This is a genomic window from Phaeobacter sp. JH204B, assembly GCF_048055755.1.
GTDB classification, from domain to species: Bacteria; Pseudomonadota; Alphaproteobacteria; order Rhodobacterales; family Rhodobacteraceae; genus Phaeobacter; species Phaeobacter bryozoorum.
On record NZ_JAYMXF010000026.1, the window covers coordinates 181439 to 193920 of the forward strand.

The 12482-nt window shown below is 61.5% G+C and carries 8 protein-coding genes; 6 read left to right on the forward strand and 2 right to left on the reverse strand.

The features are described 5' to 3' along the window. The first annotated feature begins 603 nt into the window (after positions 1–603). The 6 genes from VXL81_RS14925 to VXL81_RS14950 all read left to right on the forward strand — a co-directional run bounded on the left by VXL81_RS14925 (position 604) and on the right by VXL81_RS14950 (position 7792). Complete coding sequence (locus VXL81_RS14925; RefSeq protein ID WP_416554896.1) at positions 604–2898, forward strand: bifunctional salicylyl-CoA 5-hydroxylase/oxidoreductase; 2295 nt, start codon at positions 604–606, stop codon at positions 2896–2898. Further along, positions 2895–3653 carry an SDR family NAD(P)-dependent oxidoreductase gene (locus VXL81_RS14930; protein WP_416554899.1) on the forward strand — a complete coding sequence of 253 codons (759 nt, stop codon included), beginning with the start codon at positions 2895–2897 and terminating at the stop codon, positions 3651–3653. The genes VXL81_RS14925 and VXL81_RS14930 overlap by 4 nt, the downstream gene beginning before the upstream one ends. Beyond that, positions 3653–4111: a MarR family winged helix-turn-helix transcriptional regulator gene (locus VXL81_RS14935; RefSeq protein ID WP_260104930.1), complete on the forward strand. Its 459-nt coding sequence runs from the start codon at positions 3653–3655 to the stop codon at positions 4109–4111. The genes VXL81_RS14930 and VXL81_RS14935 overlap by 1 nt, the downstream gene beginning before the upstream one ends. Next, complete coding sequence (locus VXL81_RS14940) at positions 4108–4911, forward strand: enoyl-CoA hydratase family protein (RefSeq protein ID WP_416554901.1); 804 nt, start codon at positions 4108–4110, stop codon at positions 4909–4911. Before VXL81_RS14935 ends, VXL81_RS14940 begins: the two co-directional genes overlap by 4 nt. Positions 4912–5013: 102 nt before the next feature. After that, a complete protein-coding gene (locus VXL81_RS14945) occupies positions 5014–6174 on the forward strand; it encodes an acyl-CoA dehydrogenase family protein (protein WP_416554903.1) in 1161 nt (386 codons plus the stop codon). A gap of 1 nt (position 6175) precedes the next feature. Further along, positions 6176–7792, forward strand: a complete 1617-nt coding sequence (locus VXL81_RS14950; RefSeq protein ID WP_416554905.1) for an AMP-binding protein — start codon at positions 6176–6178, stop codon at positions 7790–7792. 31 nt (positions 7793–7823) lie between these two features. Here the strand turns inward: VXL81_RS14950 and VXL81_RS14955 are convergent, their stop codons facing one another. Together VXL81_RS14955 and VXL81_RS14960 are read right to left on the reverse strand one after the other, a co-directional pair. Beyond that, positions 7824–8945: a glycosyltransferase family 2 protein gene (locus VXL81_RS14955; protein WP_416554907.1), complete on the reverse strand. Its 1122-nt coding sequence runs from the start codon at positions 8943–8945 to the stop codon at positions 7824–7826. 3 nt (positions 8946–8948) lie between these two features. Further along, positions 8949–12281, reverse strand: coding sequence for a glycosyltransferase family 2 protein (locus VXL81_RS14960; protein ID WP_416554909.1), 3333 nt, complete (start codon positions 12279–12281; stop codon positions 8949–8951). Positions 12282–12482: the final 201 nt, after the last annotated feature.

A 12482-nucleotide genomic window follows, 5' to 3' on the forward strand; every position in this document is an offset into this window, starting at 1 on the left:
ATCAGGTCAGGGGATACATCCTATAGGTGTGTTGTGGATAGCCGTAGGTAACGGGTCTGGCTGGTGGCTCTGGTTTGCTCTTGATGAATCGTGACTGCGCAATCGAATTTACTCTTTAACATTTTGTTAATACCTTCCAAACTTGACTTATCTCGATATTTTTGTCGGTTCTGAATGTCCCGGCAGGGTGTCTCGTTTGGGTTGAGAATGCCCAAACTGTCCCCCAACTTATCCACAGCGTCACCCCTGTTGTTCAAGTTATTTTATCTATCTGAAAACATTGAATTAATTGTGGTTTTGCGGGAGATCAGATGACCCGTTTGAGACAAGTTCTCTACATCAATTGTGGGGCTTATCCACTTGAAACTTATCGGGAAATTATGGCTGAATAGCTTGGGTTTCCCGCGCCCATGTCGATGGCGTCCGAGAAAACCGGGGCAAGAGTCATGCTCTTGCCAGTATCGCAGGGCGGAGATGAATATTCCCTTAACGCGGATCTCCTGCAGGTCTGGCGAAAGCTTCAAGTTTAAAAGTTTAAGCTTGAAATTTATTGCCGTGCGCTTATCCTGTGCTCAGCTTTGATCGCAATAGGGGAGTGGCACCATGAAAATCGCCTGTCTGGGAGGCGGCCCCGCTGGCCTGTATTTCGCGATTTCGACCAAGCTGCGTCAGCCGGATGCCGAAATCACGGTTTTTGAGCGTAACAAGCCCGATGATACCTTTGGTTGGGGTGTGGTGCTGTCTGATGACGCGCTGGACAATCTGGCCGCCAATGATCCCGTCAGCGCCGAGCGGATCCGCGATAAATTCGCCTATTGGGACGATATCGCCGTGGTGCATGACGGCGTGCGGACCGTGTCGGGCGGGCATGGGTTTGCGGGCATCGGTCGCAAGGCGATGCTGGTGATCCTGCAGGAGCGGGCGCGCGAACTGGGTATTGATTTGCGGTTCGAAACCGAAGTCGGATCGGCCGCGAGCTATCAGGCGGATTATGATCTGGTCGTGGCCTGCGACGGGCTGAATTCGCGGGTGCGAACCGAGTTTGCCGCGCATTTCAAACCAAACGTCGATGTGCGCCCTTGCAAGTTTATCTGGTTGGGCACACAGCAGAAATTCGATGATGCCTTTACCTTTATCTTTGAGAAGACAGAGCATGGCTGGATGTGGATCCACGCCTATCAGTTCGACGCTGACACCGCGACGGTGATCGTTGAATGCTCGGCCCAGACCTGGGAAAACTGGGGCTTTGAGGCGATGAGCAAGGACGAGATCCTGCGCACCTGCGAGGCGATTTTTGTCGATCATCTGGATGGGCACGCGCTGATTTCCAACGCTGATCACCTGCGGGGCTCGGCGGTCTGGATCAACTTCCCCCGTGTGCTTTGCGAAACATGGTATCATCAGAACGTGGTCTTGCTGGGCGATGCTTCGGCCACGGCGCATTTCTCCATCGGGTCGGGCACGCGACTGGCCTTTGACAGCGCCATCGCATTGGCGGAGTTCATCAGCACCGAACCGACGTTGGAACAGGCCTTTGTCCGCTATCAGGAGGAGCGGCGGCTGGATGTGCTGCGGTTGCAATCGGCGGCGCGCAACTCCCTGGAGTGGTTCGAGGATGTGGAACGCTATCTGGATATGGATCCGGTGCAGTTCAACTATTCGCTGCTGACCCGGTCGCAGCGGATTTCCCATGAAAACCTGCGCCTGCGGGATGCGGATTGGCTGGCCTCTGCCGAGAAATGGTTCCAGACGCGGGCGGGTGCCAGCAAGGATGCCCCGGTGCGCCCGCCGATGTTCGCCCCCTACCGGCTGCGGGAGATGCAGTTGAAGAACCGTGTCGTGGTGTCGCCGATGGCGCAGTACAAGGCCAAGGATGGCTGCCCGACCGACTGGCATCTGATCCACTACGGCGAACGCGCCAAGGGCGGAGCAGGGCTGGTCTATACCGAAATGACCTGTGTGTCGGCGCAGGGGCGGATCACGCCCGGCTGTCCGGGGCTTTACGCGCCTGAGCATGAGGCCGCCTGGACGCGGCTGACGGAGTTCGTACACAGCGAGACCGACGCCAAGATCTGCTGTCAGATCGGCCACTCGGGCCGCAAAGGCTCCACCCAATTGGGCTGGGAGACCATGGACGCGCCGCTGCCAGAGGGGAACTGGGAGACGGTTTCGGCCTCTGCTATTGCGTGGACTGAGGATAATCCGGCCCCGCGCGAGATCACAGCGCAGGAAATGGAGGCCATCAAGGCGCAATTCGTGGCCGCAGCTCAGATGGCGGATCGCGCCGGGTTTGACATGATCGAACTTCACGCGGCGCATGGTTATCTGATTTCATCCTTCATCTCGCCCAAATCCAACATTCGAACCGATGAGTATGGCGGCGCGCTGGAAAACCGTCTGCGCTACCCGCTGGAGGTGTTTGAGGCGATGCGGGCAGCCTGGCCTGCAAGCAAGCCGATGTCCGTGCGTATTTCCGCCAACGATTGGGTCGGCGATGAAGGCGTCACGCCGGAAGAGGCGGTCGAGATTGCGCGGGCGTTCACCGCGGCGGGCGCGGATATCATCGACGTCTCCGCCGGACAGACCACACCCGAGGCACGGCCGGTCTATGGCCGGATGTTCCAGACACCGTTTTCGGATCGGATCCGCAATGATGCGGGCATTGCAACCATGGCGGTGGGCAATATCTATGAGGCGGATCACGCCAATTCGATCCTGATGGCCGGCCGGGCGGATCTGGTCTGTGTCGGGCGGCCACATCTGGCAGATCCCTACTGGACCCTGCATGAGGCGGCGCGGATCGGTGATCGCCATGCAGACTGGCCGTTGCCCTATCAGGCCGGGCGCGATCAGGCCTGGCGTCTGGCCAACCGCGAGGCGGAGGTGATCCGGGCATGAGCGAGATCTGCGGGAAACATGTGGTGATCACCGGCGGCGGCTCTGGCGTGGGTGCCGCCCTTGCGCGGGGCTTTGCGGCGCAGGGTGCGCGGCTAACGCTGCTGGGGCGGCGCAAGGCACCGTTGGAGGAGGTCGCCGCCGAGGTGGATGGCCTGCCACTGGCCTGTGATGTCACCGATGCCGAGGCGGTGCGCGAGACGCTTGCGGCGGCCCGTGAACAGCAGGGCCCGATCACCATTGCCATTGCCAACGCGGGTGCGGCGCCTTCCAAGCCCTTTGCCAGAATGGATGAGGGCGATTTCGCAGCGGCGCTTGCCGTCAACCTGTCGGGGGTGTTCAACCTGTGGCAGGCGGCGCTGCCCGATATGAAGGCCGGAGGCTGGGGACGGATGATCGCCGTGGCCTCCACTGCGGGGCTAAAGGGATACCCCTATGTCGCGGGCTATTGTGCGGCCAAACACGGGGTCATCGGTCTGACACGGGCGCTGGCGCAGGAGCTGGCGCGCAGCGGGATCACGGTGAATGCGATCTGTCCGGGGTTCATTGAGACGCCGCTTCTGGAGCGGTCGATCGCCACCATTGTGGCAACCACCGGCATGAGCGCTGACGACGCGGCGAAATCCCTGCGTGCAGGCAATCCACAGGGGCGGTTCATCCAGCCGGAGGAGGTGGCGGATGCCGCGCTCTATCTGGCCGGGACGGCTGCCGCATCCATCAATGGCAGTGCGCTGCCGATCACCGGAGGCGAGATCTGATGCAGACCGACCGCTCCAAGGACCGGCTGCGGCTGTGGCTCAAGGTTCTGAAGGCCACCCGCGCCGTGGAAAGCGAAATCCGCGAGAACCTGCGGCAGGAGTTCAGCACGACTTTGCCGCGTTTTGACGTGATGGCCGCGCTGAGCCAGCATCTTGACGGGCTGAAGATGAGTGAACTCTCCGGCGTGCTTAAAGTCTCCAACGGCAATGTGACCGGCATCGTCGAGCGGCTGGTGGATGATGGCCACGTGCAGCGTGAAAAGGTGCCCGGTGACCGGCGCGCCAGCCGGGTGCGGCTGACCGAGGCGGGGGTGGCGGAATTTGCCCGCCAGGCCGCCGCGCATGAGGCCTGGATCGACCGGATGTTTGACAGCGTGCAGGAGGCGGAGGTGCAGACACTGTCCGACGCGCTGGATCAGGTGGCTAAACGGCTTGAGAATGAAGGACGCAAGGGATGATCTCGACGGATACCAAGTATTTTCTGTGCTCTGTTGACGCGGGTGTCGCAACGGTTGCGCTGAACCGGCCCGAGCGGAAGAACCCGCTGAGCTTTGAGAGCTATGCCGAGCTGCGCGACTGGTTTCGCGAGCTGCATTATGATGACGACGTAAAGGCGGTGGTTTTTGCACCCAACGGCGGCAACTTCAGCTCCGGCGGCGATGTGCATGATATCATTGGCCCGCTGACGAAGATGTCGATGAAGGAGCTGCTGGCCTTTACCCGCATGACCGGCGATCTGGTCAAGGCGATGGTGAATTGTGGCAAGCCGATCATCGCCGCGCTGGACGGCGTCTGTGTCGGGGCCGGTGCGATCATCGCGATGGCCTCGGATATCCGGATCGCCACGCCCGAGGCCAAGACGGCCTTTCTGTTCACTCGCGTCGGGCTGGCGGGCTGCGACATGGGGGCCTGTGCTATCCTGCCGAGGATCATCGGTCAGGGACGGGCGGCGGAGTTGCTTTATACCGGGCGATCCATGGGCGCAGATGAGGGCCATGCCTGGGGGTTTCACAACCGTATCGTGGCGGCTGACGAGCTGATGGCTGAGGCGCGCAACTGGGCCGAGCGGATCGTTTCGGGTCCGAATTTTGGTCATATGATGACCAAAACCATGCTGGCGCAGGAATGGTCGATGTCGATCGAACAGGCCATCGAAGCCGAGGCGCAGGCGCAGGCGATCTGCATGCAGACGGCCGATTTCGAGCGCGCCTATCAGGCCTTTGTGAAGAAAGAAAAACCCCTGTTTGAAGGGGATTGATCCGATCCCCGGAGACCGCGGCGCCGGAGGAGGGCGCAGAGGCCTCCGGCGGGAGTATTTGGGGAAAGATGACAGGCGCTGCCCTGTCCCGGGAGGAGCGATATGGCGGATAGGACGTTTCTGAGCTGGCCGTTTTTCGAAGAACGCCATCGGGCGCTGGCGGAGGAGCTGGAGAGCTGGGCCGCCGGGGCGCTGGCGGATATCGATCATGGCGATACCGACGCGGCCTGCCGGGCGCTGGTTGCGGCGCTTGGTGCAGGCGGCTGGACGCAGCATTCCGGCGCCATGGCCGGAGAGGCGCTGGATGTGCGCACGCTCTGCCTGATCCGCGAAACGCTTGCGCGGCACGACGGTCTGGCGGATTTCGCCTTTGCGATGCAGGGGCTGGGGACCGGGGCGATCTCCCTGTTTGGCAGCGCGGCACAGCAGCAGGAGTGGTTGCCGCTGACCCGCTCGGGCAAGGCGATCGCGGCCTTTGCCCTGACGGAGCCGCAGTCGGGGTCGGATGTGGCCAATTCCACCATGACCGCGACGCTGGATGGCGATCATTACGTTCTGAACGGGGAGAAGACCTGGATCTCCAACGGCGGGATTGCCGATGTCTATACGCTGTTTGCCCGTACCGGCGAGGGACCGGGGGCGAAGGGGCTCTCGGCCTTTGTGGTGCCTGCGGGCCTGCCGGGGTTTGAGGTGGTGGAGCGGCTGGAGACACTGGCGCCGCATCCATTGGCGAGGCTGAGGTTCACAGATTGCCGGATCCCGCGCAGCGCCCTGCTGGGGGAGGCGGGGGCCGGTTTTAAGATTGCGATGTCGGTGCTGGATGTATTCCGCTCCACCGTGGCGGCGGCTGCGCTGGGGTTTGCCCGCCGGGCGCTGGACGAGGCGCTGGCACGGGTGACGACGCGCCATGTGCAGGGCGCGCCGCTGGCGGATTTGCAGATGGTACAGGGCCATATCGCCGATATGGCGCTGGATGTGGATGCGAGCGCCCTGCTGGTTTACCGCGCTGCCTGGGCCAAGGACAGCGGCGCGGCGCGGATCACCCGCGAGGCCGCCATGGCAAAGCTGTTTTCTACCGACCAGGCGCAGCAGGTCATCGACGGGGCGGTACAGCTGCATGGCGGTGACGGCGTGCGGCAGGGCCAGAAGGTCGAGGAACTCTATCGCGATATCAGAGCGTTGCGGATCTACGAGGGGGCTTCGGATGTGCAGCGTGTGGTGATCGCCCGTCAGGCGATTTCCGCGTTTCAAAAAGGGGGCTGAGATGCTGGGACCAAGCGCACATATCGACACATTCACCCGCGATAACCTGCCGCCGGCAGATCAGTGGCCGGAATTCCTGATGGAGGGGGTCGACTACCCCGAGCGGCTCAATGCCGCGGTCGAACTGACCGATGCCATGGTGGCCAGGGGATTTGGCGACCATACCGCCCTGATCGGCAACGGGCGGCGACGCACCTACAAGGAACTGGCCGATTGGACCAACCGGCTGGCCCATGTTCTGGTCGAGGATCTGGGGGTGAAGCCGGGCAACCGGGTGCTGATCCGTTCGGCCAATAACCCGGCCATGGTGGCCTGCTGGCTGGCAGCGACCAAGGCGGGGGCGGTGGTTGTGAACACCATGCCGATGCTGCGGACGGGGGAGCTGGCCAAGATCGTCGACAAGGCTGAGATCAGCCATGCGCTCTGCGACACGCGGCTGATGGAGGAGCTGGTGAGCTGCGCCAAGACCTCGGCATATCTGACGTCCGTTGTGGGGTTTGATGGCACCTCCAACCATGATGCCGAGCTGGACCGGCTGGCGCTGGAAAAGCCGGTGAGTTTCGAGGCTGTGGCCACGGGCCGGGACGATGTGGCGCTGCTGGGCTTTACCTCGGGCACCACCGGCGCGCCCAAGGCGACCATGCATTTCCACCGTGATCTGTTGATGATTGCGGATGGCTACGCGGCGGAAGTACTGGGCGTGACGCCCGAAGATATCTTTGTCGGCTCGCCGCCGCTGGCGTTTACCTTCGGTCTTGGCGGGCTTGCGATTTTTCCGCTGCGGTTCGGGGCGGCGGCGACATTGCTGGAGAATGCCTCGCCGCCGAATCTCATCGAGATTATTGAGAAATACCGGGCGACCGTCTGTTTTACCGCGCCAACCGCCTACAGGGTGATGTTGCGCGCGATGGAGGAGGGGGCCGATCTGTCGTCGCTGCGGGCGGCCGTTTCCGCGGGCGAGACGCTGCCCGCGCCGGTTTATGAGGATTGGATGGCGCAGACTGGCAAACCGATGCTGGATGGGATCGGGGCGACGGAGATGCTGCATATCTTTATCTCCAACCGGTTCGACGATCATCGCCCGGCCTGTACTGGCAAGCCGGTCCGGGGGTATCAGGTGCGGGTGCTGGATGCGGAGGGCAAAGAGGCGCCGCGCGGCGAGGTTGGCCGGCTGGCGGTCAAGGGGCCGACGGGTTGTCGCTATCTGGCGGATACGCGTCAGGATAGCTATGTGCGCGATGGCTGGAACATCACCGGCGACAGCTTCGTGATGGACGCTGATGGCTATCTGCATTTTGCGGCGCGCAATGACGATATGATTGTCTCGGCCGGGTATAATATCGCAGGCCCGGAGGTCGAGGCGGCGCTGCTGTCGCATGAGGCGGTGGCCGAATGCGCGGTCATTGGCGCCAAGGATGAGGCGCGCGGAGAGATTGTGCAGGCGCATGTGGTGCTGGCCGAGGGCAGCAGCCCGTCGGATGTTTTGACCAAGGCGCTTCAGGACCACGTCAAGGCGACCATCGCGCCCTATAAATACCCCCGCGATATCGTCTACATCGACGCCCTGCCGAAAACCGAAACCGGCAAGATCCAGCGGTTTCGCCTGAAAGCGGAGTAGCGCAGGGATCCGCGCCTCGGGATTCCGGCCGCTAGAGGACAGGCACCTGTTCCAGCCGCCGTATCAGGTCGGGAGAGATTGCGTCCGGGCCATCGTTGAACTGGGCACGGGAGACGAAATTCAGATGCCGTGAAAGCAGCGTCAGCTTTGCCGAGGAGATCTCTTCGTAGAAGGCCTTCATGTCGTCGCGCGCCATCAGCTCGGTGATCTTGCTGCGGTGGGCGGTGACCGCAGCGTCATGCAGCGCCTTGATCCCCTTGAGCCGTTTGAGCCGGGTCAGTTCCTTTTTCGTTGCCGGAAGGCGGCGCTGGATGGAGAGATCCTGTTCCATGTTGAAGTTCATGCGCATCCAATAGGCCAGCCCCTGGTCGCGCTCCACATGGTTCACCCGGCCACGGTCGCGTTTGACAAGGAAGCTTTCGGTGCTGCGTACGGCGTAATGGTTCAGCGTCACCATGTCGTAGCCGTGGTCGCGAATGCCGAAACGCCAGCCCTGATCGGCCATATCCTCGGGCACCGGTTTTCCCGTGCCTGCCACCCAATTCGGCATCCCCTCTATGCGCCGTTTCAGCGGACGGTGGACGCCAATGCGGTCATAGCCTCCGGCGACATGGTCCCCTCGCGTTCGGAACAGGGTTTTGATGCCCCAGGCCTGGATCGGGGCAGGGCAGTATTTGGGCGCGCAATAGGTATGCTGCTGGGTCAGCAGCACGTCCTCATAGGAATCGCGGAAACTGTTGCCGAACAGGCGCCATTGCATCGAGATCATGTCTGGATCACCGGTGGCAGCAAAAAGGCTGTCGAGGTCGCCGTCGCCAACGTGAATGTTCACGAACTCATCCACATCAGAGACCAGAACCCACTCGGCCTCCCGGACCAGATCAAGATCTTCTGCGAATTTCAACGCACCTTTCTGCGGATTATAGCCGCTGCCCATCTCCTGATAAGGGTTGTCCATCCGGGTGACATAGCCACGGGCCGCCAGCGCATCGAGCAGCTCGACAGTGCCGTCGTCGCAGTCATTGGTGAAAACCAGGATATGATCGAACCCGAGGGCGCGGTGGTGGGCGACCCATTCAAGGATGAAGGGGCCTTCGTTTTTCATACAGGTGATGATCAGACGCTGAGCCGTCTTTGCGGGGCGTGTTGTCATGACCTAGCCCTCTGCCTCGGCGAGTTCGGCACGCAGCCGTTCCAGCGAGTTGCGAATGTTTTTCGCATTGCGTTTCTTCAGCGTGTATTCGCAGACCTGAATGGCCAGTTTCCTGTGGTTTTTCTCCTCGGCCTTCATCAGGAGGTCGTGCTGGTATCGGGGCAGGTCGCGACGCGCGCGCAGCAGTTGGTAGAACCGTTGGGAGGTGAAACGGCCCTCGCAGATTTCGTTCAGCATCGGTTTGAGGATGTCCATATTGGCCAGCGCCTGTGGCAGCTGGTGGCCGAAGAACGGCATCCTCATCTTGCGGATATTGTCACCTGTGAGCCGGTTCACCTGTTCTACATCCGGCGCGAAATAGGGGTCGTACAGGACCACGACATCCTCTGCCGATTGGGTCGCCTGCGCTGCATCCGCATAGCGGTCCTCCCAATCCAGACGCGCGGTCCAGCCCCAGCGGTTGTCATCCGGCAGGATGCGACGGTCGAGCGTGGTCTGCGGCGCGATGGCAAAGACCTTGGAGCCTGGCGCGCATTGCGAATAGGTGAGTGCGCCAAAGGCCCCCATGGAGGCGCCATAGAACAGAACCTCGTCAAATTGTGCAAAGAAGCCGCTGTCGCGCAGCTGGTCAAAGCTGTCATGCACAAAGGGGTTGCGGAACCAGTTCCGCTTGGCGCCGATCACGCCAAGCACCGAACAGCCCATGGTCTGCGACAGCAGCTTGTAACCCCAGGGCCAGCGCTGGCCCTCCTTTTGCTGGACGACATGGATATTGTCGAAGCTGACCACCAGCCGCTTGCCAGAAGGCTCGTAAAACAGCGCGTTGTCCTTGTCCTCCCAGAAGAAGCCGGCACGCTGGGCGGCATGGGCACGCATGTCGGTGAACCGTGCATCACCGGTCATCGGCTGGGCGCTGTCCGGCGCGTCCGGACGCCTGACGGCGGAACGATCAAGGGCGCCCTGATTTTTGATCTGGGCATTGGTAGCGGCCGGCGCGATCGTGACCACGCGGCTGGCAGGTGCCGGGGCAGGCGCGACGACGGCAGGCGCAGGCGCAGAGGGGCGCTGCATCTTCTGGGCGAGGTCGGCGATATCGATATCGGCTCCCAGCTCGGCCTCGCGTGTTTTCAGGTCCGCAACGCGGATCTTGCCCTGCACCATCTCTTTCAGCAGCCGGGTCTTGGCCTTGATCTGGGCGGGAGAGAGCAGCAGCGCCTCCGGTTCGGGGATCTGCACACCTGCCGGGGTGCCTGCCTCGGCCTGATCCTCAAGCTTGGTGAGGTAGATCGCATCCGGGCGCGCGACCTCGGTCAGGTTTTCATATAGATTGGCGTATTCCGGCTGAGATTTCAGATCGTCGATTTTGGCCCTATGCCATTGCACGGCCTCTCCGTGCAGGCGTGCCAGCTGCGGATCCGCCATCAGCTGATCCAGTTCGGCCCGCATCATCGGCAGGCGATTGAGCATCCGCCCGTCGGTTTCCGAGGCGTAGTTGCGGCGCGCCCAATAGTCGATCCCCTGATCCTGCTCGGTATGGTTGATCCGCCCACGATCCCGTTTCACCAGGAAACTGTCGGCCGACCGCAGCACATAGTGGTTCAGTGTCGCCATCCGATAGCCAAGCGAGCGTTTGGTGGAGCGCCAGCCGTTGTTGGTGAGCAGCATATCAGGCATGACGCGCCCGGACCCGTTGACCCAGCGCACCTGCGAGACGTTGTCTTCGTTGTCGATCTTCAGCGGGCGGTGAACGCCTATCTTGGTGTAGGGCGCGGATTTATGCACCATGCTCTTGAACCCCCAGCCAAGCCTGGGTTTTGGGATGAACTCGGGCGCGCAGCGGGTGAACTGTTCGATAATGGGGCGGTCTTCATAGGTGCCAACCCCGCCATTGCCGAAGAATTTCCAGGTAAAGGAGATCACATTCGGATCGCCAGCGGCCCTGAACAGATCGGCAAATCTGCCGTCACCGACATGGATGTTCACAAATTCGTCGACATCAATGGTCAGAACCCAATCCGCAGCCTTGAAGGCAGGCTGTTTCATGGCGTCTTCCAGCGCGACATGCTGGGGCTTCTTGCCGGAGGCCGGATCCCAGGGATTGTCAACGCGGGTGACCAGCCCCAGTTCTGCCAGACGGTCGAGCATCGCATCGGTATTGTCGCGGCAGTCGTTGGTGTAGATCAGGAAGTGTTTCGCCCCGATTGCCTTGTGATAGGCGATCCACTCCAGAATGAACGGGGCCTCGTTCTTCATCGAGGTGAGGATCAGGATATTGTCGTGGGAAACCGGCTCTGCCAGCGGCGCGAGGCGATCCACGAGTGTTTCGGTCCGCAGCTCCAGATTGTCGATCGCCCGCTGGTAATGGGCGCTCTGCGTGAGACGATCCAGCGGTATTTTGAGCAGGGGGTGCGCGGTCTGTTGTGCTGATGCCCGTGGCGCCGGAGCCGGGATTTTTGCGGTTGCAGCCGCGGCTTTGGCAAGTTCGGCCTGAGTGGGTTTGCCCTGTGGGGGCCGGTCCGGGATCGGTGCGGCGGCGGCGTCGATATCATGCCGGACCAGCGCGCGGCCGAGATAGCTGTCGGGATGAGGAATGCCGCCTTCATGGGTGATCAGGCGTCGGCTCAGCCGACGGTTCCACAGATGCACACCATAGCAGCCCTCGTCGATCTTCTTCTCTACGGTATAGCCCGGTGACAGCAGGTTCCGGCGTTCTTTGAAAGAGATCTGAAAGAAGGCCATCTGCGGTTTCACATGCGCCATCTCACCGGTTTCATTCAGGAAATAGGTCAGCGCCGACGGCCCCCAGACGCCCCATTTCAATTCGGAGACATGAACCGGGTTGCCAGCCGCATGAGCCGCTTCCAGGGCCGCGCGTTCCTCGCCCTTGACCCAGGGCGGGATCGGGTATTCGTTTTCGCAGAACGTGTTCAACCGCTGTAGCGTTCGCGAAAACCGGGGCAATCCCAGAACTGCATTACAGACCAGCCGTCCCGGTTTTTCCCAGCCAAAGACCCATTGGTCCTGAAAATCCCAGGGTTTGACGCAGAGAACGTCGGCATCCACCCAGATCACATTCTGCATCGAAATCATCTTGTAGCGAAAGGCGTCGGCATGAACCGCAGGGGAGCCGGAGACCTTGTGGCGGATGAAATCCGACGCCGGGAAAATCCGGTTTGCATCCATCAGCTCGACACCCGGCGGGCAGTTGTCGACCGTCTCGTAGGTATAGAGCAGGGTGCGATGCCCGTGATCGGCAAAGGATTTCAGACAGGTTTGCTCAAGATAGCTGAGATTGCCACCAATCCAGAGGGAGGCGATTACCGGGAGGTCAGACATAGTATTGCGCACTGCTTCATTCTTATTTTGGGACTGTCGAAGGGGCGCTGGTCTACCGTCCGGGGCCGCGAGATCCGACGCGCGACCGCTGCCAGCTGCAAAGCTGAGCCTGCAAAACGGTTTTCTGTCCGGCAATGCCCTGTTCGACACTCATCCTCGTGACTGCGAGAGGTTCGCGAAGGGGCGTATCGCCACCAGAGC